The sequence below is a fragment of the Fimbriimonas sp. LA-C6 genome (assembly GCF_055398105.1).
Map to the genome: position 1 here is coordinate 3,904,163 of NZ_AP038796.1, position 25,046 is coordinate 3,929,208.

Here is a 25,046-nt window from a genome sequence, read left to right on the forward strand (position 1 = left end):
ACTAGAAAGCCCCGGTCTAGCTGAGACCGAGGCTTTCTTACAGATTCAAAGGCGCCTTACTCTTCGGTTGTTGCTTCCGTTGTATCCTCGCCTTCGTCACCTTCGATGTCTCCATCGTCGGTGCCCTTCACGATTCTCGCAATGCTTCGAACCTCGTCGCCATTAGCCAGGTTGATGAGCTTCACACCCTGTGCAACACGGCCTGTCGTGCGGATCTCCTTGATACGAACTCGAATGCCCTTGCCCTTGGTGGTCATCACGAGTAGCTTATCGTCATCCTCGACAACCTCAGCTCCGACAATCTTGCCGGTCTTATCGGTGCAGTTCATCGTAAGGATTCCACTACCGCCACGTCCTTGGACTCGGTAGTCCGAGAGCGGGGTGCGCTTTCCATAACCGAGTTCGCTCACAACTAGCAGTGTCGCCTGGTCATCCACAACCGAGGCACTCACCAGTTGATCCTCACGGCTGCCTTCCTTGAAGGCGATAGCTCGAACGCCACCAGCCGCACGAGATCGTGAAGTGGCTTCCTTCTCATTAAACCGAATGCTCTGTCCCTCACGGGTTACCAGCATAATGTCTGCTGCACCTGGAGTCTTCAGCGCCCAGCCAAGCTCGTCGCCCTCTTCAATGTCAAAGGCGATCAAGCCATTGTTTCGAATGTTCGCGAAGTCCTTCAGAGGCGTTCGCTTGATCTCTGCATGGCGCTTCTCGCCTGTTCCACGAGTGATCATAGTCAGGTAGCCATCAACGCTCATATCCTTCACGCTGATCGTAGCTGTCACCCGCTCTCCACCAACAATGTTGATGTAGTTGATCACGGGCATACCCTTCGCATACCGACCCGTCTCGGGGATTTCGTAGCCCTTGAGTTTATAAACTCGGCCGCGATCCGTGAAGAACAAGATGGTGTGGTGGGTGCTTACCTGGAACAGGTGCGCTGGCTCATCATCCGACTTCATCGTGCTGTTGACGCCCTTGCCGCCGCGCTTCTGCTGGCGGTACGCGTCAATCGATACACGCTTGATGTAGCCGTCTCTCGAGATCGAGATGATGGCGTCCTCGTCAGGGATCAGATCCTCAGCGCTGAAGTCACCGACTTCCCGAGTCTGAATCTTGGTTCGTCGCTCGTCACCGTGCTTATCGCGCAGAGCCGTAATTTCTTCCTTGAGAACCTTGGTCAATCGCCAAGGGTCGTTCAAGATGTCCATCAAGTTCTGGACCTTGTAAGCTGCTTCCTTGAAGTCCTGAATAAGGTCGCTTTGCTCAAGCTGAGTCAGCTGTCGAAGCGGCATGTTGAGGACAGCATTCGCTTGGAATGGCGTCATGTCGAACTGCCGCACCATCTGAGCACGTGCCACGCCGGCGTTCTCACTGGCTCGGATGAGTGCGATGATCTCATCAATGAACTTACGCGCGATCTGGAAACCTTCCGCACGGTGAAGTTCTTCGATGGCTCGATACAGCTCGTACCGAGTTCGTCGAGCAATGACGTCACGTCGGTGCTTGATGTACTCGTCGATCTCAACGAGAAGCGGACAGGTTCGAGGCGCAAGGTCAACCAGAGCAAGCATGATCGCGCCGAACGTGGTTCGGAGGTTTGTATGCTTCAGCAGGTAGTTCAGCGCCTGATTCGGATTGACATCACGGCGGATCTCAATCTCAATGCGCATTCCTCGCTTGTCCGAGTAGTCCTGGACGTTGAGGATGCCATCAAACTTTCGATCCTTGGCAATCTGGGCGATCGACTTGATCAGGTTCTCTTTGTTCACCTGATAAGGAATCTCGGTAACGACAATCACCGACTTGCCGGCTTCACCGAGCTCGATCATGGTCTTGGCTTGCAAGACGATGGAACCGCGTCCAGTCTCATAGGCACTTCGAATGCCCTTTGAGCCCATGATGATTCCGTAAGTGGGGAAGTCTGGGCCGGGAAGCACTTCCATGATCTGATCAAGCGTACAGTCAGGCTGATCAATTCGGAGCAGAGCCGCATTACACACCTCGGTCAAGTTGTGAGGTGGCAAGTTGGTAGCCATACCAACAGCAATGCCCTGGCTTCCGTTACAAATAAGGTTCGGGAACTTGCTGGGGAAGACGCTAGGCTCATTCTTTTCCTGAGAATAGTTCGGGTTCCAGTCAACCGTCTCGCGGTCCAAGTCCTCCATCAACTCCATCGCAAGAGGAGTCAATCGAGCTTCCGTATATCGCATCGCAGCAGGCGAGTCGCCGTCAATAGAGCCAAAATTTCCTTGACCATCAATCAACGGGTAACGCAGTGACCAAGGCTGTGCCATTCGGACGAGCGTCGGATAGATCGTCGCTTCACCATGAGGGTGGTAGTCACCACTGGTGTCACCAGCGATCTTCGCACACTTCTTATAAGAACTGTCGGGCGCAAGGTTAAGCGACCGCATCGCATACAAAATACGACGCTGAACAGGCTTAAGGCCGTCGCGAGCGTCTGGCAGGGCGCGCGCGATGATGACCGACATCGCATAGTTGACGTAAGAACGGCCAAGTTCTTCATCAACGTTGACGGCTGAAAGATTCGGATTCTCGGACACGGGTAAAAGTTCCAGACGTCCTTACAACCCCAAACGAAGCTGGAATCGTAGGAAAGCTATCCTTAATGGTACCCGGTTAGACCGCTCGCTTTCTTACGGGGTTGTGTGCGAATCACAGCAAGCCAGCATCCCATGCTGAGAGTTGGGTACAAGCGTTATATGAAGGTCCTAATCCTTGGGGGAACCGTATTTGTTGGGCGAGCCATCGCCGAAGCTGCCATCCAGAAAGGACACGACGTCAGCGTCTTCCACAGAGGCACCCAAGGCACAGGCATCATTCCCGGAGCAACCGACATTCTCGGCGACCGACTAGGTGGCCTATCCGCCCTCGGCGACACCCATTGGGATGTAGTCATCGACACCTGTGCCTATTTCCCCCGAGCAGTCAAGGAAGCCGCGGAGTACCTGAAGGACAAGACCGACTGGTTCGTTTTCATCTCGACTATCAGCGTCTATGTAGAGGATGGTTACGGCGGACTTCTGGAGCCCGAACCCAAGGAACGACTCACAACCGAAGAGGTCACCGGCGAAACCTACGGTCCCCTCAAAGTGGAGTGCGAACAAGAGGTCCACGCGGTGTTCCAGGGCAGAGCGACCATCATTCGCCCAGGCATAGTCTACGGCCCCTACGATCCCACCAACCGATTCCCCTACTGGGTCAAACGATTTGCAGCAGGCGAAAAGCTCCTCGTTCCCGACGTCAAAGATTCCTCACTCCAACTGATCGACGCCGCCGACCTCGGACGATTCACCGTCAAATGCTTTGAGGAGAAACTGGCAGACACCTTCGATACCCCCGGTCCACAAATGGACTTTGGAACCATGATCGATTCTCTCGCCAAGATCTATCCCAACGCCCCAATCCGTTGGACTTCAGAAGAAGAGCTAGAAGGCAAAGCCGCTCTCTGGAAAGATCTCCCCCTCGCCCTCCCCAAACGAGCTACCGGAGCACACATGAGGGTCGATCCCACAAAAGCAATCGCGACAGGACTGGAATACACACCGTTCGAGCAAACCACGCGAGAGACACAACTTTGGCTCGATACCGACTCCAAGGCTGGTACCTACAAATACGGCATCACCCGCGAGAGAGAACTCGAAATTCTGGCAGAACTGGACTAGAGGTCCTATTCACTGCAACCCGCCCAGTGTCAATTACGATAGAGTGTCAAAGCACTCGCATTTTAAAGGATAGATACAAAATGAGCAACTCCCCAGCCGAAAAGAAACTCCCAGCCGGCCTCCTCGGAATCTTCCTAGGCAGTCTTGGCATCCACAAGTTCTACTTGGGCTACAACACAGCCGGCATCATCATGCTAGTCATCACCCTGGTAGGCAGCCGCCTCCCCTTCGGCATCGGCTCAGGAATCATGGGCATCATCGGCCTCATCGAGGGAATCATCTACCTCACCAAGTCAGACGCAGACTTCTACAGCACCTATATCGCTGGCAAGAAGGAATGGTTCTGACGGCGTTATTGTGATGCCAGGTGCTGTGAGGTCTTAGCTACCAAGGCACTATCCCAACGATAGGTAGCTGGATGCATTCGCGGCACCGCCCGATTAAAAGCAAGGCAAGTCTCAGAAGCAAACCGCCCGAAATTGTATCCACCTGCCTTGTACGCCTTGTGGTGACTGCTCCACACGATTGGGAGAGTGAGCAACATCAATACTCGTTGCACGAAAAAGCGGGACGTTAGTCGAACCCAACTATGCGATTGAGCAATGACTGCAAGACGCTCGGACTGGAACCGTACATGCTCTTCTTCGTCTCTCAGAATCTGGTCGCAGATTGTCTTTAAGACGACTGACGAGGTCGACTCCCGCAATGCTGCGTAGTACACCTGAGCTACGATCTCGGCGGTGATTAACACCATGATCGAAAACTCCAGCTTCGCCAGACGCCGAACGGAACGAAACAGGCTGTCAGTCCAAGTCTTCTGCACCAGCCCAACCCCGTTTAGCTCGAGAAACCGGCCGAGCTCACGCGCATGCCGCTGTTCCTCTTTTATGAAAAGCTGAATTGCTTCCGCGTAGCCCTCATCTCCATTCTCCTGGCCCCAGTCATTGGCGCACTGCTGAAGATGCCGCCCTTCCGAACTCTCACCCAACTGAAAAGCCTGAACGGAGCTTGCAATCGCACTTCTTTCTTCATCATTCAGCTCCGCACCGAGATCCCATGGAATTGTCATCAAGTGCTCGGCATTGTGACGATAATAGTCGAGCCATGCTTCCGACTTCCAAGCAATTGGCTTGTTCGCGGTAAGTGCTTCAGAAGATAAGGCGTAGGTGTCTTCATGCATAAGCGAAGAAACACAAGTAAATCCACATGCGTTCAAACTCCGCCATAAGTCCCGGTTGATAATCCGTCCCTTAACCAAGCCGATCTCTGAGGCCTAAATATCATGCAACGAACCCACAGTTTGCTGCGTCCTAGATGACAGCCAAATCAGTGAGTCAACAAGGCTAAAAGGAACAAACATTGGTATTTAGTTTTGCGTTCGCGACCGCAGTCGCTCATATCACCTCTCAGGACGCCAAAGCATCTGAGGCAAAGACCAAGGAAGTCCCGCCTATTCAGGCCGATCGACCGACATTCTCAAACTCCGCATCAATCACGCCATTGCATACAACAGTTGTCGAACTCGGATACAGGGTAACAACCGATGGAAACACTCGCATGGCTGACTATGGCGACGGGGCCACCGTCAGACTCCCTGCAACAAACAATTTGGAGTTCAAGCTGTTCGTTCCGTCGAGGCTCATTCAGTCGTTTAACTGGTTTGGCCCGAACGGCGAGTTTAAATCCTATAGCGACTCTGGTGTAGGACTCAAATATCGATTATCAGACTCTAAAGGGCCACTCACCCCAGCGACAGCCGTCTCGTTGGGCACAACGCTTCCTACTGGTGACTATGGTCAACGTACGCCACACTTACAACCTGAACTGCGCGGTCTTTTCTCCTTTGAATTGACGGAAAAAACAAGCCTAGACGTAAATCTCGCAGTATCTCTCCCGTCAGAAAGCGCCGGAAGTTACACGAGATACGCCTTATCGGCTTCCTACCAGCTTGAGGTTAAACCAACGTGGACCCTCTTCGCGGAAGGTTATACAAACATGCCCGGCAGCTACGGCGGCCGAAATGAAACCTTCGGAGACTTTGGCGTGCAAAAGCTAGTTTCCAAGAATCTTGTGGTCGACGCCTTCTATGGCAACGGCTTTGGGAGCCAATCGGCTACCCGGTTTTACGGCTTCGGCTTCGGATATCGGTTCTAGGACTGCGTTATATCGGCCAACTTGTGCGTAGACTAGTTCGGAATGTCTACGGGCAAGTTGGTTGTGGCGATAACGGGAGCAAGCGGGGCAATCTACGCTCAGCGGTTCCTAAAACAAGCCGTTCGCTACTACGAACGGATCTTCTTAATCCTCAGTGAGCAGGCAATCCAAGTCTCTGCCACAGAACTCGGTGTAGCTCCGAGGCGGGAAAACTGGTCAACAGCCCAGTGGCTCGGCGAGGAATATCCACAAATCGAGCTACTCGATTCCAAGAACTACTTCACCCCGCCTGCCAGCGGATCGTTTCGGCACGATGGAATGGTCGTGGTGCCTTGCTCCATGGGCACGGCCGGGCGCATCGCGCACGGAATATCCGATGACCTCCTGACTCGCTCCGCCGATGTGTGCCTTAAAGAGAAGCGTAAGCTCATCTTAGTGCCGCGCGAGATGCCGTGGAACCTGATCATGTTGAAAAACATGACCCAACTGGCAGAAGCCGGAGCAACCATCCTGCCTGCATGTCCCGCCTGGTACCACAAACCCCAGAGCCTAGAAGACATCGCCGACTCCGTCGTAGCAAGAATCCTCCAGCAGCTGGATGTCGATCAAGACCTCTTCAAGCAGTGGATGGAGTAGCCGGTGAAAATCGTCATCGCAGGTGCATCCGGCTTCATTGGCAAGCATCTCATCGCTGGCCTTGTCGGGAACGAAATCGTCGCACTACAGCGCTCATCCAAGGCCCTTCTTGGCGCGGTGACATCCCTATGGGACGCCGAGACGCCCGAAAGCTGTCAGGCCGCCCTCGAAAATGCAGACGTGGTCATCAACCTCGTCGGAGCACCCATTTCGGTCAAGTGGAACGACGAAAATAGAAAGGAAATCCTAGAATCCCGCCTCAAAAGCACGCGCGCCATTGGCATAGCCATCCAAAGATGCGCAGTGCCACCAAAACTTTGGATCAACGCAAGCGCAGTAGGCTTCTACGGTGATCGCGGCGATGAGGAACTCACAGAAGAATCCGCACCAGGAAGCGGTTTTCTAGCCGACGTCTGCAAAGCTTGGGAAGAAGCAGCAATGGAGCTAGACCTTACTCATACCAGGCGTGTCCAGATCCGAACAGGGTTCGTACTTGGCAACGATGGCGGAGCACTGCCCACATTAGCCAAGCTCTCTCGCCTTCTACTAGGCGGTGCTGCTGGCAATGGAAAGCAATGGGTCCCATGGATCCACGTCGACGATCTTGTTGGAATATTTCATCTCGCAATTGATAAGGATGTCCAAGGCCCAATCAATGGTTGCGCTCCCCAAGCTGTGAGAAACGGGGAGATGATGCACGCCATACGCAGTGCCGTGAATCGTCCTTGGTCTCCTCCAGTCCCGTCAATCATGCTTTCACTGGCAGGGAAGCTAACAGGACCGGCTCCAGAACTGGTTATGAATTCTTCTAAAGTAGTCCCAAAGAAGGCAACGGAACTAGGTTTTTCGTGGAAGTTTGAATCTATTGAATCCGCACTCCGCAATCTTCTTTAGCGAGTGCATTTTCACAGCGGTCGGCTCGGGGGTAATATTAACTTCCCTTCGGCAACGATTCGGACTCAGTTATGCAAGTCACAAGAGAAGATCTGAACCCCTGTACGGTTAAGCTAACCGTCGTTTGCGAACCCGACGAGGTCCGCGCCGGGTACGAAGCTGCGTACAAGCAACTCACCAAGAAAGTGAAGTTGCCAGGCTTCCGTCCTGGTAAAGCACCACGAGCGATGCTCGAGCCCCTTCTGAACCCACAAGAGTGGAACGAAGCTGCGGCCGATGAGATCGTTCGCAAAACCTATACCAAGGCAATCGAGAACGAGAAAATTGAGCCCGACTACTCCACCGCTCCGGCAGTCAATCTGACGGTTCTGGACAAGGAAGCAGGCAAAGCCGAGTTCGAAATGAAAGTGCCGCTCCCTCCAAAGGTTGAGCTGGGCGAGTACAAGGGACTTCCTCTGGAGCAGCCAAGCACCGATGTCTCAGACGAAGAGGTTGAGTTCCAGGTAAACGAACTCCGCAAGCGTGGTCAGACTCGAGAAGCTGTCACCGACCGCGGCGTTGAAGAAGGCGATGTTTCCGTAGTCAACGTAAAGGTTGACGGCGAAGCAGGCGACGGTCGCAATTTCATGACCATCGCTGGCCAAACCTTCCCAACGTTCGACGAAGCCCTCCTTGGAATGCACCTCGAAGAGATGAAGAGCCTCGAACTCTCCTTCCCAGAAGGTTTCCAAGAGAAGGACTGGGCAGGAAAGACCCTCAAGGTTCAATTAACTCTTAACTCGCTCTCAGCGGTCCGTCTCCCTGAGTTGGACGACGAGTTCGCAAAGAGCCTTCAAACCGAAAGCGTCGAGGACCTCACGAACCGAGTCCGCGAGGGCATCGGTCGAGCAAAGCAGCAAATGGTTCGCCAGCTGGTCCACGACAAGCTCTTGGAGACTCTCACCGAGCGAAGCACCGTCAATGTCAGCGACAACATGTGGGAAGGCCTAGCCAACCGACGACTCCGCGAGACAGTAGAGGAGCAGGCTAAGAACGGCAAGTCTCTCGAAGAGTACGCTGCAGAGAACGGCATGACCATCGAGCAGCTGGTACAGGCTTGGAAAGAAAGAGCAAAGACCGAAGTGGAGCGAGCTCTCATCATCCAGACCGTCTTCACTCAGGAAAAGATGCAGATCACCAATGCAGAACTCAACCAAGAGCTCTTCGCAATGGCAGGCGAGTACGGCGCTGATCCTGAAGAGATGCTGAAGATGCTCCAAGTGAACCAAGCTCTCGACGAACTACAGTTCCGAGCATTGGCCCGCAAAGTAGGAGATTTCCTTCTCTCAAATGCGGATGTGAAGATTGTTGAGCCTGCAAAGGCCTAAAGCAGCAAAATAACTTCACGAAAAGAGGAGAGACCGGCGTATAAGAACGCTGGTCTCTTCTTTTTTGTAGGTATTGACCTAAGCGAATCTCGTAGATAAGCTAGGAGAACTACTAGGAGTAAGAGATTCTAGTGAGTATCCTCTTAAATCAGGAAGGCAGGTGAATTTATCTGCCGATAACAATAAATGCAGGAGGCATGAATGGGAGTTCCATACGTCATAGAGAGGGTTGCAGGCGGAGAAAGAAGTTACGACCTATGGTCGAGGCTTCTGAAGGATCGGATTGTGTTCCTTGGTACGCCAGTTGATGACTACGTTGCGAACCTGATCGTGGCGCAATTACTCTTCCTGGAAAAGGAAGATCCAGACAAGGATATCGAGTTTTACATTAACTCGCCAGGTGGTTCGGTCAGTGCAGGTCTGGCCATTTACGATACGATGCAGATCATCAAGCCACCGGTGGCTACCATCTGTATTGGACAAGCTGCCTCAATGGGCGCGGTGCTGCTCGCTGGCGGCGCAGCAGAGAAGAGATACTGTCTGAAACACAGCCGTGTGATGATTCATCAAGTTTCTGCTGGATTCCAGGGAACAACCGCCGATATTAATGTTCAGGCGAAAGAAATCAATCGTTACATGGACATCTTGATGGAAATCCTCGGTAAGCATTCAGGCAAAGATCCCGAGACTGTCAGGAAAGACTGTGACAGGGATCATTTCATGTCGGCTGAAGAGTCCGTGGCATACGGCATTTGCGACAAGGTCGTAGAGCCAGGGTCTCGGTAAAGGAACGGAGCACGAATGGCGAAGACATTAGAACGGCGTGACCAGTGCTGCTTGTGCGGTAAGACGAAAGAGCAGGTAAAGAAGCTCATTGTCGGTTTGCATGGGGCTGTCTGCTCAGATTGTATCGATCTGTGCAATGACATCCTCCATAACGACCCAGACAAGGGATTGCCCGCCGCAGGCGTACAATCCACTTCAACCCCAGCTGTACCTCGACAACCACAAGAAGCGGCAGCAACAACTCTCAAGAGCGTTCCAAAACCTCGGGAGATTGTCGAATTCTTGGACAGGTACGTCGTCGGGCAGAACACTGCCAAGCGCGCGCTTTCCGTAGCGGTCTATAACCACTACAAGCGTGTAGGCGAAACGATGAGCGGGGGAGTCGAACTCCAGAAGAGCAACATTCTTCTCGTGGGTTCCACCGGTTCTGGAAAGACACTGCTTGCGCAGACTCTGGCACGCATGCTCAATGTGCCCTTCGCCATTGCCGATGCAACAGCCTTGACAGAGGCTGGCTACGTGGGCGAAGACGTGGAGAACATCCTTCTCAAGCTGTACCAATCAGCTGAGTCGCTAAACCCGTCAAATCCCAAGGAGATGGCCGAGCGGGGCATCATCTACGTCGATGAAATCGACAAGATCGCTCGTAAGAGCGATAACCCTTCCATCACACGTGATGTAAGTGGTGAGGGTGTCCAGCAGGCCCTCCTCAAGATTTTGGAAGGCACCGTTGCCAACGTTCCTCCACACGGAGGGCGAAAGCACCCTCAACAGGACTACATTCAGATCGACACGTCCAACGTGCTCTTCATCTGCGGTGGAGCCTTCGAGGGCATCGAGGAATCGATCCGACGCCGCATGAAGGAAAACGTCATGGGCTTCCGCTCGAATCCGGATGCAGGTCCAGATAAGAAGAGAAACGTTCTCCGAGACCTGATGCCCGAAGACCTCCTGAAATTCGGTCTCATCCCCGAGTTCATCGGACGACTTCCGGTCATCGCAACACTCGATCCGCTCGACGAGGAAACACTCATCAAGATCCTCTGCGAGCCAAAGAACGCGATCATCAAACAGTACGCACGCTTCTTCGAGCTAGACGGTGTCGATCTCGTAGTAGAGCCTCACGCTCTCGGCGAAATCGCCCGGGAAGCTCTCAAGCGCAAGACCGGAGCACGTGCACTACGCGCCATCATCGAGCAAGTCATGATGGACGTAATGTACGAAGTCCCCAGCGCAACGGACATCAAGCGAGTGGTGGTCCCTAAAGGAGTCATCGATGAGGGTGTTCACCCAATTCTAATGACCGAAGAAGAGATCCGACGAGCAAGCTGATTCAGTCAGCTCGAAAACGAACAACCCCTGGGGCAACGCTCCAGGGGTTTTCTTTTTAGGTTCAATTCATGCCTGAAGAACATCAAACGTTGTGCCAAGAATAGAAAAACACGCTGGTGCAGCTACTAGCCATCCCAATTGCCAGCCTTAGTTATACTAGCGATGTTTTTGCCTGTTTTAGAGGTAGCCGCGCATGTTACTAGGTATCTTCCCGCCTCTCCTTGGAAGAAGTAGTGTGGAGGTAGGGCAGGCGAACAATAGAGCCCTAGCAAACGATGTACCTCGTGAGTTTTTATGAAAGGCAAAGTCTAGTAGAGGCAAGTTTAGGGGGAAGAGTAACAGCAGAGGAGATTCGTGTTTTTGGAGACGAATTGCTGGAACTCCTGGAAGGTGTCGAGGGCCAAGGATTTTCACTCCTGCTCGATCACTCTAAGGCAAAACGGCTCGATGGCGACGCCATTTTAGCGTTGGCGGAAGTGAAAGACAGGTGTTTCGCACACGGCGCCGAGACCATTGTTTCGGTACCAATTGACGAGCAAGATTCCGTGCTGCACCAAAGCATGCGGCTTCAGTACGTTCTGGAAGGCAAAGAGCAATTTGTCTACGACCCTCGCCAGGCCCAGTTCCCCATTCACAAACAGGTTTCCACCCGAAAAGTCGCTTAAAGACATTTTCAATCCTCAAATTGGGTTCAGAGAGCAGCGCCGCTCTCTGAACTCTTTTTTGTTTATCTATTCAATCAGAGGCTCAAGCCGAGCTCGATCCGCAACGATCATCGTGAAGTTCACTACTGATCGTTTTAACCTAGAAGTAGCGAATCGTCAATGCAAAAAGCCGTGGTTCCGTTCGGAGCATGCGACTTCTGCCACGAGTACTCGCGAAAAAAACTCATTCAGTCTTAGCTCGCAGCGGAAGTGCAGCTGGCCTCATGTAACACGCTGAAGCACATTCCCACCTTCAGCAATTGAGCTGAAACTCCTCCGAGCCACATATATCCCCGGCACGATGTGCGGACCGAACGCCGTTGATACGTAACCAAGCCGCGTCATACAAGAGATTTCTCACAAATTAGATTGCGATAGACGGGATATGAGTTATATTTACTATGAAATACAGTTCATAGTCGGATATTCAAATGGCGCACACATCCTGGAAGACAATCGCGGCAGACATCACCCGTCAAATTGAGACGGGGCAGCTTACTGTTGGCGAACGAGTGCCATCCGGTGAGACTCTTGCCCTCCAGTGGGGTGTCAGCAGACACACGGCGCATCGAGCGATTGATGAACTGCAGCGTCAGGGGCTCGTGGTGCGACAACGTCGTTGGGGAACAGTCGTAGCAGAGAAACGAGAACTGCGAAAGGGAAGGGTCGCCTTCCTAGTTGACAACTTTGCCCAAGCCTACAACTTCCCGTCTGGCGAACTCATCCGGGGCATGCAAGACAGCCTTGGGCATGATATGGATCTCGTAATCGCGGAATCAAAAGGCGATCCGGAAACCGAAAGCAGGCAGATCCGAAAATTTCAGGATTCAGTGGATGGGTTGATCATCTACCCGACCACCCATCCCAAGTCGACACAGGTACTACAAAAGCTCATCGCTGGAGGACTGCCGACAGTCGTTCTCGACCGAATCCCCGAGGGCATCCATGCCAATGCAGTCGTCTCAGACAACGAAGGTGCCACCCTCAAAGCGATTCGAGCGCTCGAAGCACGAGGACACCGGCGAATCGGTTTCTTCTCATTTCACAAGCCCGATTTCAGCTCAGTCAATGAGCGACACCACGCCTACCAAGCAGCCCTCGATGAAGTGGGTGTCGAAGACACCAGCAACCTAACCCGCTGGTTCATGCCCGAGGTAGAAGGCAACTCCCAGGTTTTTGCTCAGTCCATCTGCGATGCCCTCTTCACTCTGGTGAAGCAAAAAGACCCCATCACGGCACTCTTCTGCGTGCAAGACTCCCTAGCCGCCGCGGCCCTCCAAGCCTGCGATCAGATGGCAATCAACATGCCAGAAGATCTCGAAATAGCAACTTTTAACGACTGGCCTCCAATGATGCTTCGAACACCATGGCGTGTTCACCGCATCGTTCAACGAAGCTACGACATCGGCAAAATCGCCGCTGATCTACTGCTGGAACAAATGAACGGTTCCAAGAAAGACCCCCGGGTCGTTCGTGTTGCCGCCGACTTTTTCATCGCTGATGCAGGACTACAACCTGCCAAGACCCAACTACATTTCGAATAGAGAATCCCCATATCCAAAAACCAACGGAGGTTTTATTACAATGAAGTCCTATACCAAAAAAGCATTCACGCTTATCGAACTCCTCGTCGTCATCGCCATCATTGCAATCCTTGCCGCTATCCTTTTCCCTGTTTTTGCTCAGGCTAAACAGGCTGCCAAAAAGGCTTCCGATCTCAGCAACATGAAGCAGATTGGCCTCGGATTTATGATGTATGCGGGTGACAGTGATGATACGGCGCCCTTCAACCGTGTTGTCGAAGACGGCTCATACTGGTGGACCGCCAAGATGAAGAACTGGAAGGATCTCACATATCCTTACATCAAGAACGGTGGCCGTCGAGCTGGTGACGTAGGAACCGCCTACCAAACAGCCGGACAAGGTGGAATTTATCAGTCCCCTCTCTCTACAAACGCCTGGTCCAATGCGCCAGTGTGGTGGGGCTTGGCGGGTGCTGGTGACGATACAACAAGATGGCCCAGATCCTACGCGGTCAACATGAGCGCAGGCTACAACGAACTTGGCGGACGATTCTGGCCCAATGTTGGAGATAGCGGCGGTAGCGGATCGATGACACTGTTCTCCAACCCAGCAAGTACAGCTATGGTTGTTCCATCGAAGTTCCCATTCCCAGACCTAGATATTCATACAGCTCTTGAGTATCAATGCACCGCGCAAGGTCAGCCATGGGGCGGAACCGGTATCGGATGTTCGATGACGGATGGTGGCGGTGGAGGCAATTACGCTTTCTTCGACGGACATGCGAAACGCTACAAGATTAAAGCGACGATCGCGACAGACGTATGGGATTGCAACACCTATCTTGGTGATGCAGCCGTGCAAAGCATCAAAAACAACTCTAACCAGATCAAAGAGTACAACTAATCTCCGAGGTGCCCTCTTCTCATAAGGGGGCACCTCCTTTTATTTCCAAGGGGATCAAAATGAGAAACAACGCATTTTTCTTCGCAATCGTAATCGTGTTATGTGGCTGCTCCTCCTCGGAACCCGCAGGTGATGTAACCAAGGGAACCTTGAACCTGCAAAACCTAACTCCCGAAGAGCAAATCAAGAAGGTAGAAGCAGACAAGTCAATTCCAGACGAGTACAAGAAGACCTACATCAACTCAATAAAGTCGAAGGCCGGCAAATGATAGCGGCCTATTTATGTCTTAGCTCTTATCCTGCCCAGAGAATCGAGCTAAACCTAACACCTGGAATCGTCACGAAATACCGGGTCCTAACGACAGTGACAGAGTTCGCCGGATCTGGAAACACAGCCGGTACTTCGACCTCCACGCAACTCCCCGTTGAGATCCACGTGGCAACCTCCCGTTCGCTAGAAATTGTAACCGGGCCTCTGTTTGCACGGGGCAGGTCGGTAGGCAGGTCAAAGCGATCAACAGTAGCCGTAGGCGCAGGAGGGACCGTGCGTGGGCAAGCACCCGTACAGTTCTTTGTGGTGCTGCCTCCGAACGGAATCACGCCAGGGCAAACATGGAAGTCAGGTTTCTCCGGTCCAAGTCCACTTTTTGCAGGACTTCAAGCCAACTATAAGTTCGTCCAAATCACCAGCGACAGAAAGTTTGCCAAGTTGGATCTCAAGGTAGAGGGCAATGGTGCCGGCCATGTAAAGGGGACAGGCACGATCTTCTTAAGACTGCGTGATGGCTACATCGACCACGGTACAGCGAAGTTTGATATTGCGTACATGAGGCCTGATCTCAAAGATCGGAATAAGATGATCGTGAACAACCATGTTGGAATCGATTGCAAAATAACACCTCTTTGAACTGCAATCGAATCCTGTTCTCCAAGTGGCTCATAGCTTCAAAATGCTAATCTCGTATCCATGAGCACATCGGTCACCCTGAGCAAAGACGCGAACCAGGCACTTGGAATTGGGCAATTTGCCATCGACTTTCTGGCAGGCAAGCTAGGCAGCGGGCCAAGTACCGCAGTGCTTAACCGGACCAAGCAGTTCCACACAGACGCGGTTCTCTGTGGCGCATCTGCACTAGCACTCCATACCAACGCCCCCACCATCCTTCGCAACGAAGCTCTCGATTACGCAGATGCAAACGGCGCCACCGTCTTTGGCTCATCCACAAGAGTCAAAGTCGAAAAAGCCATCGTCGCAAACTGCGCCGCCGTCCGTGAGTGGGACAGCAACGGAACAAACTTTGGCTACAACCCGGCACGCGGGTTTCTCGCCGGCGAATTCGGACACAACGACTACTACTCAGTCGCAGTTGCCGCATGCCAAGAGCGCGGCCTAGACGGCGAAACAGCACTGCTTGCCATGGTCCTCATCGATGAAATCAGAGGCCGCCTAGCTGAAGTGTTTAGCCTTAAAACCTACAAGATCGATCACGTTGTCCACGGAGCCATCGCATCAGCAGCCACCTATGTCGCCCTTCACGGAGGAAGCGCGGAGCAGATCGAGAGCGCCATCGGCATGTTTGTCGCCCACTACATCCCTTGGCGAGCGATTCGTGCCGGAAAGCAACTCAGCGATTCCAAAGGCGCAAGCGCAGCGCTCAGCACCGAAGCTGCCGTCCTAGCTGGCAAGCGAGCCCTCAACGGCTTCATCGGACCGAAAGACATCTTCCGAAACCCAGAAAGCATGTTCCGCCAGTTCGAGCCAACAAACGGCAATTCCCCATTCGATCTCGTACTGAGTCACTCCGGCGATGACTTCGCGGTGATGGGGATGCACTTCAAGATCGGCCTTTACGAGCACCAGTCCGCAGGAGCCCTGCAAGGTCTCATCAATCTCCTGGTTGCGAACCCAAGCCTGCTACAACAGGGCCAAATTGAACATATCGTGGTCAAAGCCTACGAACCCGCGTTCGGAATCATCGGTGACCCCGCCAAGCGAGACCCTCAAACAAGGCAATCAGCGGACCACTCCATGGTGTACATCGTGGCCACCATGCTCCGAAAAGCTATCGAAGCGATTCCGGCAGGGCAATCGGACGACCTATGGAAGCAGCTCATGCTCATGCCAGACGACTACTCTGACGACGCATTGAAGAATCCCACCACTCGCGAATTAATGCAAAAAATCTCGTTCGAACACGGCGGGCCAGAGTACGATGCCCGCTACCCAGACGGCATTCCCACTTCGATCGTAGTGACCGACAAACACGGAAGTGTGTTCGATAGCGGCCTAGTCATGTACCCAGCTGGACACGCACGCAACACGACAGCGGACTTGGAAAGCTTGCTCCATAAGAAAGCACAGCTCCTAGGTCAACTAGCGCTACCAACCGGTGGCGACGTCCCAGCCCTGGTAAACAAGCTGGACGGCCTAGACAAACTGTCTGGAAAGGAGCTTCTCTACCTCTACCAATTCGAGATCGATAGATAAGAAGTAACTGCTCTGCTCGACAGTAAGTGTCGAGCAGAGCAGCGAAGGGTCAATCTTTGCCGAGTGCAGCTTCGGCAGCTCGTTTGATGCGGCCCCGTCGGTCTTTGATAGTCAGCGCCGTCTTAAACACATCGGCGTTGCCCTTGGCATCCCAAGCAGCAAGCGCATTGATGGAGCTTACCACCACTTCAATAGGTGCCTTATCGTTGATAAGCGATCTCAACTTAGCTGTCGTATCAGCATCCACAGGCAACTTGCCAAGTGCTCGAACAGCAGCAGCTCGTCGCTGGAAGTTGGAATGATCCAGTTGCTTCAACCAGAAAGATCGAAGTGATGGTTTTGCCAGATTGACCACACCCGACACTTCGCGAAACGCAGGAGCAATGTCTGCATCCTTAGAAAGAACGTCTGCGATCAGCTGAACCACGCTGTCAGACGGATCTTTCAGAAGTCCCTGAAGAGCCTGGGCTCGGTCAGGAGCATTGAATCCATATTGGAAGATAACCGGCAACTCGGTGGTAGACCAGTTCTGCTTTGGAATCTCTCGCAAGAACTCATGCTTAGGATCGAACACAACAGCACTTGGCTGAGTCCCACTTGGTAGCTCAAACGTCTCCTCCGTCTTGGAAAGGTGTACCGGCAGCAACGTGTGCTTGCCATCCGCGCTGATCAAGTCAGCCTTAGCTGCAATGTCATACACCGGTGTCCCATCAGAGGTGTCCTGAAGCTGCTTCACGGTGAGCTTCACTTTGCCATCTTCGTATTTCCAAGAGTAGTCCAGAACCGGATGACCTGGCTTCTCGAACCACTGAGCCCAGAACGGTTCAACGTTAATACCCGAATACTCCGTAAAGGCTCGTCGAAGCTGAGCGCTCTCCACAGGCGTGTGTCGCCACTGCGTCAGGTAAGCGTTCAACCCTCCAAAGAACGACTCATCGCCCAACATCTTGCGAAGCGTGTGCAGCACACTTCCACCCTTCGGATAGGTGTGCGAGTCGAACATCGCGTCAGCGTTGGGATACATCTTTGTCGAGATCGGTCGCTTGTACCGCTTCGCTTCAAAGAAATATGAGTGCATCGCATCATCAATTTCCCAGGCGTAAGAGTTGTCACCCCGGCTGTGCTCAAAGTACATGATCTGCATGTAGGTGGCAAAGCTCTCGTTCAGCCAAGTGTCGCCCCAATCCTTACAGGTAACGAGGTCGCCAAACCACTGATGCCCCAGCTCGTGAGAGTTGAGGCTGTCCATGGTGTAGTAGCCATCTCGCTTCTCCGTCAGGCTTCCTTCGCCCATGGTCGTAGCCGAGACATTCTCCATTCCCCCGCCAAAGTCGTACATCGCATTCTGCGCATACTTCGGCCACGCATATTTGGTGCCCAGAATCTTAGAGTAGAAGCTCAGCATGTCCTTGGTATGACCAAACGAGTCGTCAATGAGATATCCCTCACCGCGAGGGGTCACATACCAAAGATCAACGCCTTCCCACTTGTCCTTCTTGATATCAAGGGGACCTCCCACCAGCGACAAGAGATAGGTCGCGTGAGGCTGAGTCATCTTCCAGTCAAACGTGCGTTTCGTTTTGTCCGCACTCAACTTGTTGGAAACCAAAACGCCGTTGCCAATCACATCCCAGTCAGCCTGAACGGTACATCGAACCTCGCTCGTAGCAAGATCATTGGGATAGTCCCAAGTAGGAGCCCAGTGCTTGTTCGACTCAGATTCGCCTTGCGTCCAGAATCCCATCCGGTTCTCAACGCCTTTTCTTGGCTCGATCCAGTGGAACCCACCCTCGCCACCAAATGGCGAAGCTTTGGTGTCCTTGGCGGCATAGCTGATCGAGATCTTGATGGTCTGTCCACGCTTCAAAGGTGCTGTCGCAATGTATAGACGATCCTTTTCACGGCGATAGGTCGCCGTCTTTCCATCCACCTGAACTTCTTTAATCTTGAGGACTGGCCCTGCCATCAACACCACTTCAGTAATCCCAGACCGAAGGGCAGATAACGTATTAACGGAGGTCCCTGTAAACGTTCGATTTGGGTAGTCCACATCAAGGTCTACAAACACATTGAGCAGGTCGCAGGTGCGATCTGGAGCATAGTGCAGGGAAGCGGAAGGAGGAGCAAACGGGGACTTTTGCGCAAGAGCAGCGCTCGTCAAAGCAAGCGCGAGGCAGAGGATGTTAAGAGGCTTGTACATGAAATTTTATGGCAACAGACGTTGTTAAGATTTGCTTACAGGCAGAATATCCTGTTTCCAAGCATTCTGTGTAGTGTTTCATTCGACCGAATTGGATTGATAGCCACCCAAAGGACTCGGTCCATACTAACATTGGCGTGGTTACTCTTCTCAGTTCCGTTCTAGCAATGTCGCTCCTCGCACCTAAGTCAAAGATGGTTTACGTGTTCACCTCGTTCCGTGGCAATGGAGATGGTCTTCACCTTGCACACAGCCAAGACGGTCTCCATTGGACCGATACAGCTCCTGTTTTCCTCAAACCAGAAGTGGGAAGCAAGCTGTTTCGCGACGCGCACATCCTCCGCGGACCAGATGGCACCTACCGGATGGTCTGGACCACAGGCTGGAACGACAAAGGCATCGGCTACGCATCTTCCAAAGACCTCGTCCACTGGTCACCACAGCAGTTCCTGCCAGTAATGGAGAAGGTAGAAGGAACCAAAACCTGCTGGGCGCCCGAAACTTTTTACGACGCATCCTCAAAGCAGTACATCATCACCTGGTCCTCCCACGTCGATGGTCGATTCCCCGAGACCGTCTCCCCAGACCGGATGAATCACCGAACCTACAGCGTGGTCACAAAAGACTTCAAGACCTTTTCAGAGTCTAAGCTCTTCCTCGACCCCGGTTTCGACCACATCGACACAACCCTCTTTCAGAAAGGTGACAAAACCATTGCGGTCTTCAAAGAAGGAGACATGCAAGGGAAGAAGAAGTACGGCCCGATCCACTACGCCATTGCAAACAGCCCCTTCGGGCCCTACAAATTCTCCCCAACACCCATTGTCACAAAGCGAGCAGAGGGCCCAACGCTGGTAGAGATTGGCGGCAAGACCCTACTGTACGTAGACTTCTACACAGAGGGTCGTTATGGCGTCTACGAAACCACTGACTGGCAGACCTGGAAGGATGTCTCATCAAGTGCAGAGGTCGTCGAAGGCCAGAGACATGGCACGATCCTACAAGTACCTCAATCAACGTTGGACAGCATCCTCAAGGAACAAAAACGGGTGATGGCTGAGGTTCCAAAACCGATCCTCGACGGCTTCACCGCCGACCCAGCGATCCGGGTTTTCGGGGACACCTACTACATCTATCCCACGTCCGACAAACCCAACTGGCAAACCACCGACTTCTCGGTCTGGTCCTCAAAGAACTTGATCGACTGGAAGAGAGAGCGGATGATCATGGATGTCACGAAAGACCTTTCGTGGGCAAATATCGAGGCCTGGGCCCCCGATGCGATGGAGCGAGACGGGAAGTACTTCTTCTACTTCTGCGCCCATGGCCAAATTGGCGTGGCAACCTCAAACTCTCCAACCGGCTACTTCAAAGACGCTCTTGGCAAACCCTTGGTAGACCGCAAAAAGGTCAACACCTACCCAATCGACCCCTACCCCTTCATGGACGAAGACGGGCAAGCCTATCTCTACTTCGGCAACGGAAATCCCACCGTGTACAAGCTAAACCGAGATATGATCTCCTTCGATGGCGAACCGAAGACGATCCCTCTCAAAGACTTCCGTGAAGGAATCGTGGTGTTCAAGCGCAAAGGACTCTACTACTTCATGTGGTCAATCGACGACGCTCGAAGTGACGACTATCATGTAGCCTACGGCATCTCCAAGTCACCCTACGGCCCTGTGGAATTCCCCAAAGATAACGTCGTGCTCCGCCAGAAAGGAATCGCCAAAGGCACGGGGCACCACAGCGTAGTCAACGTGCCCGGAACCGATCGCTGGTACGCAATCTACCACCGACACGCCATACCAGGCGGCGGCGGTTTCAAGCGAGAAACCTGCTTGGCAAGAATGGAGTTCCGAGAAGACGGAACCATCAAGCCCATGGACCCGACTGCACAAGTCTTCAAGAAAGGATCCAAAGGCGAACCCATCGTGAACGGTAAAGGTCTACCAGATCCGAAATAGAGCGCACCCAGCAGGTCCTAACTTAGCCTCCACAGCTCCGTAAGCAGTGGAGGCTCTGCCACTCCACATTTCCACAAGTCGGTACTCCCGCTTTGCGCGCAGGCCAAGTCTCGTCAGATTCACCCGCACACTCTTTTCTAGCTTCGCATCATAGTTAAAGAGTGCTAGATATACGGAACCACTCTTAGGGTCCTGCCAGGAAAGTGCTTCACTGGCCTGATACCCAGAGTCGCCCTCAATTGACCGGAACGCGGGTGTACGCTGCGCAAGTTCTAGGAGCTCACGATGATGGAACAACTGGCGGACCCGATCCCTTGCCCCAACTTTAAGAAGATCGTCCCCAACAAACATCATGCCTCCAGAAACGACGGAGGCCGTAAACCGAGTCCGAGCCTCAGCTTCCGAAACGACGATCTCATCCTGAGGTTGGTACACACAGGCACTGTCAGGATCATTAAATCGATACAAACTGTTCCCAGTCCACCACCCATATGAAGTGGAGTTCAACAGGTACTCCGAAGCACCAATGTTGGCAAACACATCACAACTGGTGCGTCGACTATGGGCGTAGCCATGCGGAAACATCGGAGCAATGCTGAGGCTAAGAAAGATCGGCTGCTTCGACCTGGATACAGATTCGACAATCCTCTTCATCCCCAGGTTGTAGGCCTGAGTACCGGTCATAACTTTCTTATTGAAGTGTTTCCCTTCAAGAGCACCATGGGTCATGAAGTCCAACTTCACAAAGTCGAACCCCATCCGAACAAACTCAGCCATCTGTCTGTCGATACGCGCCAGCGTCCCAGGATGGGTGGGATCAAGAGCCCACCCTCCGTCCAGCTTCGCGAGCGGCGCTCCGTTGACGTCTTTTAAGACCAGATCACGATAGGTAAGGGTGTCGTGTTTGCCATTCACCCGGCTCTCAAGACTCCCCCAAGCCACAAACGGCGTCCAATAGATCCCTGCCTTCAACCCAGCGGCATGAGCTTTGTGCACAAAAGCTGTTCGAGCATCCAATGTCAAGTTATCCCAAAAGGAGTCGAGGTTAACGTACGCGGTACGGCCACTCCGGAACCCTGGCAGCTGATACTGGAGAAAATCTCGTGCAGCGTTCGCACCTTTCTCTGTAAGCTTCGCCTTGTAAGCAGACCACGAATTCCAACCGAAAGGCACCGATCCACTCCAAGGAAGTGCAGCCTTCACCAACGCGTTGAGCCTCCCATAAGCCTCAAGACCGTCGCGCCAATCCGCATAGGCACCGAGGCTCATCTTAGGCGAGAACACCTCGCGACCAGAAACCGATCCATGAGGCTGTGAATCGTGTGTGTAGCTGCTAGTCACACCTGCAACAGTTCGAAAGCTTAATTCCTTGCGATCAAATTCAACCGCCGATTTCCAAGTGTCATGTTCCACTGAACCAACGACGAGACCGTGGCGAGTGTTGGGATCGTACAAGGCTCCAACTTCGTGGCTTCCACACTTTTCATTCCAACCATCCGAGCGGTAACGCGCATAGTTGTCGTTATCGTAAGGAACAAATAGATTGTTCAATCTAGAACTCGCCGGCAGAACGGCTCTCGAAACCACAGGGGCAAGGTAGTTGGTGCTCAAAGGCCGCACCCCCACTACTTCTAAGCGAGCGAGGACTTCCGGCCGGTTGTCATAAATCCAGAACCGGTGGCGTAACTCCATGGACCCCACCTTCCGATGGCGAAGCACCACACAAATCCCATTTCCCAATCCGTCATGGATGCGCGTGACATCACTCTTGGCAACGGTGTGAAGATCCCAATCGTTGGTCGAGCGAAGCGCGCCACCATCAAATCGAACTTCTCCATGCGCAGAAGAAACGCAAGCGAGTCCGGACCACACCACGTCAAACTCTCCAGTCTTAAGATGGATAGTCAGTTTGGACGTACGGTTCTGAACCACCACAACATTCGCATCGCGGCGAACCGTAACCATGGCCATCGAAGCAAGCAACGCCAGACCCATCAGATTCGAATCACCGCCGAGTGGACTCTCGAATCACAAGTTCTGGTTTCAAAATCGTCTGCTGAAGTGGAGCCATCGGGTCCTCCATCTGGCACTGGAGATACTTCCACGTAAGCTCGCACATCTGTTGAATCGGTTGGCGAACCGTTGTAATGGGGCAAGGTGAATATTCCGTTTCGTCCAACCCATCAAACCCAACAAGAGCCACATCCTCACCGACTTTCAATCCCAGCTGGGTCAGCACAAACGAAGAAGTCAGTGCGAGATCATCATTCATGCAAAGAACGGCTTCGGGAGGGGAATGGCTGTCGAAATACTCCTCGAACGCTGCCTTCAACGGAATTGGACGAACAGCCGCGGTGCTAATGACCGAGGTTTCCAGTCCGGCCTCGGCCATCTTTTCACAGTAGGAATCATAACGCGGACCCTGGTTGATCAGGTCAGAATCGAACGGAGCAAGATAAGCGATCTTACGCCGCCCAGTGCTCAGCAAGTGGTCCATGGCCTCATCGGCACCCGCCCGCAAATCCACTCCCACATAACTCTTAGATTCGTACCAATAGGCACCCATCCCAACAAAAGGTGTCCGAGGAGCCAACTGATCGTGGTTTCTGGCGAACTCCTCACCCGAAGACGAGGTATCAAAAGCAATAATCCCATCGACCGGCACACGCAAAGCCCGCTCAAACGAGTTGTGCCGGTCAAAGTCTTCGTCCACGTCGGTCACGGCCATCGCAAATTCAGTGCCGCTGAAGATGTGCCGCATCTGCTCCAGAACTTTCCCGCGATACCGGGAATAGCCAAACGACATCCAAAGCCCCACCAAACCAGTCCGGCCCGTCATCAGCGCTCGCGCAGAGGCGTTGGGCTGATAGCCGAGCCTCTTCGCCGCCTCCAGAACCTTCGCCCGTGTCTCAGGAGACACGTTGAGATCAGTGCGCCCGCTTAGAACCCGGGAGACTGTTGCTCCAGAGATATTCGCAGCCCGAGCCACATCATCCCGAGTGGGTTTTCCGACAACGTTATCGGATTGTACGCGCGTTCTATGCACGGCACATTCTAGCCGGAATTCACTCGTTTTTCCAAAGGATGTTCTCTAAGAATGGATTCCTAAACTTCCCGCTAGGATCAAGTCCAGTAACCAGTTCCTGGAAGTCCCCAATCTTAGGAAACAGTGGATGGACCTCACGGGCATCCATACGGAATAGCTTGCCCCAATGAGGCCGAGCCCCAAATGGTCGAAGCGCAGCTTCAAGGGTAGGTAATAAAGCCTGAACCTCGGGCCACATCTGCTTCCACGTAAAGTGAATTCCCACGCATGGCTGACGATAACAAGGACTCATCCACAGGTCATCAGCGGCAATAGTGCGCACTTCCGAAATAAGCAGCAGCGGAGCGATCTGCGATCCCAACGCCGAAACGGCTCGAAGGGCATCCTCAATATGCTGCCGAGGAATCAAATACTCCGATTGAAGCTCCTCGCCACTACTTGGCGTGAACTCCATCTTGAAATGCGGCAACCGCTCATGCGACGGCCCCGGCACTCCCATCTGGTCGGTACAGTTAACCGGTGAGATGTCATCAATCGGGTGCATGGGAGTGGTTGCCCTCCATGCACCAAAGAACGTCTCACCCAACGCCACATCGCTATCCTCACAGCGCCGCTTGATCCAAACCTGGTTGAACTTGGGAGCTTCCCAATTGGTGAATAAACTGACGCTATATCCCGCAGACTCAATCTCATCAAAATGAGCGAGAACTTCACTCAGTGCGAGGTTGCGATACACGTTCTGAGTCATCTCATACGCAGGAAGGATGTCAAGGGTAATGGAAGACACCACCCCCAAAGCTCCTAAATTGACAACTACGCCTTCAAACTCCCGGTCACCGCGCTTGAATCGCACAACCTCGCCATCCGCCGTCACAATCTCAAGCCCCGAGACCGTCGAGGACAAATTGCCATTGCGATCCCCAGAACCATGCGTCGCCGTAGCACAAGCTCCAGCAACCGAAATATGGGGCAGGGAAGCCAAGTTGTGGATGGCAAATCCTTCCTGATACAACGCCTGGCAAAGAGCACCGTACTTAATCCCACCTTCCGCAGTGACGCTCATCGTCGCCGGGTCGATACTTATAATTCGATCAAGGTGCTCTGTAGAGACGAGCGCCTCCGAGGTGTCCGCAATCGTATTGAACGAATGCCGAGAACCGAGGGCCTTCACCTTCGGTTCTTTCCGAACAACCTCTTGAAGCTCCTCTACAGAATGGGGACGGTAAATCGCCCGAGTCCCATAGGTTATGTTCCCAGCCCAGTTCTTAATAACTTCAACCATGACGTGCTCCTTTGCGCTTCAGAATTGTAGTTGTTTTCGAGAGTGCCAGGACCACGTTTGATCGAATTTGCGTA

21 protein-coding genes are annotated in these 25,046 nt (G+C 53.1%); 15 read left to right on the plus strand and 6 right to left on the minus strand.

Annotation, left to right across the window (positions count from 1 at the left end):
• Window positions 1–56: 56 nt before the first annotated feature.
• Window positions 57–2,567, minus strand: coding sequence for a DNA gyrase subunit A (gene gyrA, locus ACZ51B_RS18030; protein WP_464294730.1), 2,511 nt, complete (start codon window positions 2,565–2,567; stop codon window positions 57–59).
• Window positions 2,568–2,726: 159 nt separating this feature from the next.
• Between gyrA and ACZ51B_RS18035 the strand changes: the two genes are divergently transcribed.
• Window positions 2,727–3,689 (plus strand): NAD-dependent epimerase/dehydratase family protein, encoded by a 963-nt coding sequence (locus ACZ51B_RS18035; protein ID WP_464294731.1) that lies wholly within the window; start codon window positions 2,727–2,729, stop codon window positions 3,687–3,689.
• Between the two features lie 80 nt (window positions 3,690–3,769).
• Window positions 3,770–4,036, plus strand: coding sequence for a TM2 domain-containing protein (locus ACZ51B_RS18040; RefSeq protein ID WP_464294732.1), 267 nt, complete (start codon window positions 3,770–3,772; stop codon window positions 4,034–4,036).
• Window positions 4,037–4,041: 5 nt separating this feature from the next.
• On the opposite strand, the gene ACZ51B_RS18045 is transcribed toward ACZ51B_RS18040, so the two are convergent.
• Window positions 4,042–4,869 carry a ferritin-like domain-containing protein gene (locus ACZ51B_RS18045; RefSeq protein WP_464294733.1) on the minus strand — a complete coding sequence of 276 codons (828 nt, stop codon included), beginning with the start codon at window positions 4,867–4,869 and terminating at the stop codon, window positions 4,042–4,044.
• Between the two features lie 179 nt (window positions 4,870–5,048).
• Between ACZ51B_RS18045 and ACZ51B_RS18050 the strand changes: the two genes are divergently transcribed.
• The 12 genes from ACZ51B_RS18050 to ACZ51B_RS18105 all read left to right on the plus strand — a co-directional run bounded on the left by ACZ51B_RS18050 (window position 5,049) and on the right by ACZ51B_RS18105 (window position 16,477).
• On the plus strand, window positions 5,049–5,843 hold the full coding sequence (locus tag ACZ51B_RS18050) for a transporter (protein WP_464294734.1): 795 nt from the start codon (window positions 5,049–5,051) through the stop codon (window positions 5,841–5,843).
• A gap of 42 nt (window positions 5,844–5,885) precedes the next feature.
• Window positions 5,886–6,479: a UbiX family flavin prenyltransferase gene (locus tag ACZ51B_RS18055; RefSeq protein WP_464294735.1), complete on the plus strand. Its 594-nt coding sequence runs from the start codon at window positions 5,886–5,888 to the stop codon at window positions 6,477–6,479.
• Window positions 6,480–6,482: 3 nt separating this feature from the next.
• Window positions 6,483–7,373 carry a TIGR01777 family oxidoreductase gene (locus tag ACZ51B_RS18060; protein ID WP_464294736.1) on the plus strand — a complete coding sequence of 297 codons (891 nt, stop codon included), beginning with the start codon at window positions 6,483–6,485 and terminating at the stop codon, window positions 7,371–7,373.
• A 71-nt stretch (window positions 7,374–7,444) separates the two neighbouring features.
• Complete coding sequence (tig, locus tag ACZ51B_RS18065) at window positions 7,445–8,740, plus strand: trigger factor (protein WP_464294737.1); 1,296 nt, start codon at window positions 7,445–7,447, stop codon at window positions 8,738–8,740.
• Window positions 8,741–8,941: 201 nt separating this feature from the next.
• Window positions 8,942–9,526 carry an ATP-dependent Clp protease proteolytic subunit gene (locus ACZ51B_RS18070; RefSeq protein ID WP_464294738.1) on the plus strand — a complete coding sequence of 195 codons (585 nt, stop codon included), beginning with the start codon at window positions 8,942–8,944 and terminating at the stop codon, window positions 9,524–9,526.
• A 15-nt stretch (window positions 9,527–9,541) separates the two neighbouring features.
• On the plus strand, window positions 9,542–10,858 hold the full coding sequence (gene clpX, locus ACZ51B_RS18075) for an ATP-dependent Clp protease ATP-binding subunit ClpX (RefSeq protein ID WP_464294739.1): 1,317 nt from the start codon (window positions 9,542–9,544) through the stop codon (window positions 10,856–10,858).
• A gap of 284 nt (window positions 10,859–11,142) precedes the next feature.
• Entirely contained in the window at window positions 11,143–11,523 is a 381-nt protein-coding gene (locus ACZ51B_RS18080; RefSeq protein WP_464294740.1) for a hypothetical protein, read from the plus strand.
• Between the two features lie 470 nt (window positions 11,524–11,993).
• Window positions 11,994–13,106 carry a LacI family DNA-binding transcriptional regulator gene (locus ACZ51B_RS18085; RefSeq protein ID WP_464294741.1) on the plus strand — a complete coding sequence of 371 codons (1,113 nt, stop codon included), beginning with the start codon at window positions 11,994–11,996 and terminating at the stop codon, window positions 13,104–13,106.
• 40 nt (window positions 13,107–13,146) lie between these two features.
• Window positions 13,147–13,989, plus strand: coding sequence for a prepilin-type N-terminal cleavage/methylation domain-containing protein (locus tag ACZ51B_RS18090; RefSeq protein ID WP_464294742.1), 843 nt, complete (start codon window positions 13,147–13,149; stop codon window positions 13,987–13,989).
• 59 nt (window positions 13,990–14,048) lie between these two features.
• Entirely contained in the window at window positions 14,049–14,258 is a 210-nt protein-coding gene (locus ACZ51B_RS18095; RefSeq protein ID WP_464294743.1) for a hypothetical protein, read from the plus strand.
• Window positions 14,259–14,353: 95 nt separating this feature from the next.
• Window positions 14,354–14,896: a hypothetical protein gene (locus ACZ51B_RS18100; protein ID WP_464294744.1), complete on the plus strand. Its 543-nt coding sequence runs from the start codon at window positions 14,354–14,356 to the stop codon at window positions 14,894–14,896.
• A gap of 60 nt (window positions 14,897–14,956) precedes the next feature.
• Window positions 14,957–16,477, plus strand: coding sequence for an MmgE/PrpD family protein (locus ACZ51B_RS18105; RefSeq protein WP_464294745.1), 1,521 nt, complete (start codon window positions 14,957–14,959; stop codon window positions 16,475–16,477).
• Window positions 16,478–16,526: 49 nt separating this feature from the next.
• On the opposite strand, the gene ACZ51B_RS18110 is transcribed toward ACZ51B_RS18105, so the two are convergent.
• Window positions 16,527–18,677, minus strand: coding sequence for a M1 family aminopeptidase (locus ACZ51B_RS18110; RefSeq protein WP_464294746.1), 2,151 nt, complete (start codon window positions 18,675–18,677; stop codon window positions 16,527–16,529).
• Window positions 18,678–18,844: 167 nt separating this feature from the next.
• Between ACZ51B_RS18110 and ACZ51B_RS18115 the strand changes: the two genes are divergently transcribed.
• Window positions 18,845–20,644: a glycoside hydrolase family 43 protein gene (locus ACZ51B_RS18115; protein ID WP_464294747.1), complete on the plus strand. Its 1,800-nt coding sequence runs from the start codon at window positions 18,845–18,847 to the stop codon at window positions 20,642–20,644.
• Here ACZ51B_RS18115 and ACZ51B_RS18120 read toward each other — a convergent pair.
• Genes ACZ51B_RS18120 through ACZ51B_RS18130 form a run of 3 tightly spaced genes read right to left on the minus strand, consistent with a single transcriptional unit; the run spans window position 20,627 to window position 24,972 of the window.
• The gene (locus tag ACZ51B_RS18120) at window positions 20,627–22,639 is read right to left on the minus strand and encodes an alpha-galactosidase (RefSeq protein WP_464294748.1); all 2,013 of its coding nucleotides are present in this window, start codon (window positions 22,637–22,639) and stop codon (window positions 20,627–20,629) included. The genes ACZ51B_RS18115 and ACZ51B_RS18120 overlap by 18 nt on opposite strands.
• Before the next feature lie 10 nt (window positions 22,640–22,649).
• Window positions 22,650–23,690 carry a LacI family DNA-binding transcriptional regulator gene (locus tag ACZ51B_RS18125; protein WP_464294749.1) on the minus strand — a complete coding sequence of 347 codons (1,041 nt, stop codon included), beginning with the start codon at window positions 23,688–23,690 and terminating at the stop codon, window positions 22,650–22,652.
• Window positions 23,691–23,709: 19 nt separating this feature from the next.
• Entirely contained in the window at window positions 23,710–24,972 is a 1,263-nt protein-coding gene (locus ACZ51B_RS18130) for an FAD-binding protein (RefSeq protein WP_464294750.1), read from the minus strand.
• Between the last annotated feature and the right edge of the window lie 74 nt (window positions 24,973–25,046).

What these genes read in the sequence shown, in the direction of transcription:
- ACZ51B_RS18035 (WP_464294731.1), top strand. Translation starts at nt 2,727, where the DNA reads ATGAAGGTCCTAATCCTTGGGGGAACCGTATTTGTTGGGCGAGCCATC.
- ACZ51B_RS18040 (WP_464294732.1), top strand. Translation starts at nt 3,770, where the DNA reads ATGAGCAACTCCCCAGCCGAAAAGAAACTCCCAGCCGGCCTCCTCGGA.
- ACZ51B_RS18045 (WP_464294733.1), bottom strand. Translation starts at nt 4,869, where the DNA reads ATGCATGAAGACACCTACGCCTTATCTTCTGAAGCACTTACCGCGAAC.
- ACZ51B_RS18055 (WP_464294735.1), top strand. Translation starts at nt 5,886, where the DNA reads ATGTCTACGGGCAAGTTGGTTGTGGCGATAACGGGAGCAAGCGGGGCA.
- tig (WP_464294737.1), top strand. Translation starts at nt 7,445, where the DNA reads ATGCAAGTCACAAGAGAAGATCTGAACCCCTGTACGGTTAAGCTAACC.
- ACZ51B_RS18070 (WP_464294738.1), top strand. Translation starts at nt 8,942, where the DNA reads ATGGGAGTTCCATACGTCATAGAGAGGGTTGCAGGCGGAGAAAGAAGT.
- clpX (WP_464294739.1), top strand. Translation starts at nt 9,542, where the DNA reads ATGGCGAAGACATTAGAACGGCGTGACCAGTGCTGCTTGTGCGGTAAG.
- ACZ51B_RS18085 (WP_464294741.1), top strand. Translation starts at nt 11,994, where the DNA reads ATGGCGCACACATCCTGGAAGACAATCGCGGCAGACATCACCCGTCAA.
- ACZ51B_RS18090 (WP_464294742.1), top strand. Translation starts at nt 13,147, where the DNA reads ATGAAGTCCTATACCAAAAAAGCATTCACGCTTATCGAACTCCTCGTC.
- ACZ51B_RS18095 (WP_464294743.1), top strand. Translation starts at nt 14,049, where the DNA reads ATGAGAAACAACGCATTTTTCTTCGCAATCGTAATCGTGTTATGTGGC.
- ACZ51B_RS18105 (WP_464294745.1), top strand. Translation starts at nt 14,957, where the DNA reads ATGAGCACATCGGTCACCCTGAGCAAAGACGCGAACCAGGCACTTGGA.
- ACZ51B_RS18110 (WP_464294746.1), bottom strand. Translation starts at nt 18,677, where the DNA reads ATGTACAAGCCTCTTAACATCCTCTGCCTCGCGCTTGCTTTGACGAGC.
- ACZ51B_RS18115 (WP_464294747.1), top strand. Translation starts at nt 18,845, where the DNA reads ATGTCGCTCCTCGCACCTAAGTCAAAGATGGTTTACGTGTTCACCTCG.
- ACZ51B_RS18120 (WP_464294748.1), bottom strand. Translation starts at nt 22,639, where the DNA reads ATGGGTCTGGCGTTGCTTGCTTCGATGGCCATGGTTACGGTTCGCCGC.
- ACZ51B_RS18130 (WP_464294750.1), bottom strand. Translation starts at nt 24,972, where the DNA reads ATGGTTGAAGTTATTAAGAACTGGGCTGGGAACATAACCTATGGGACT.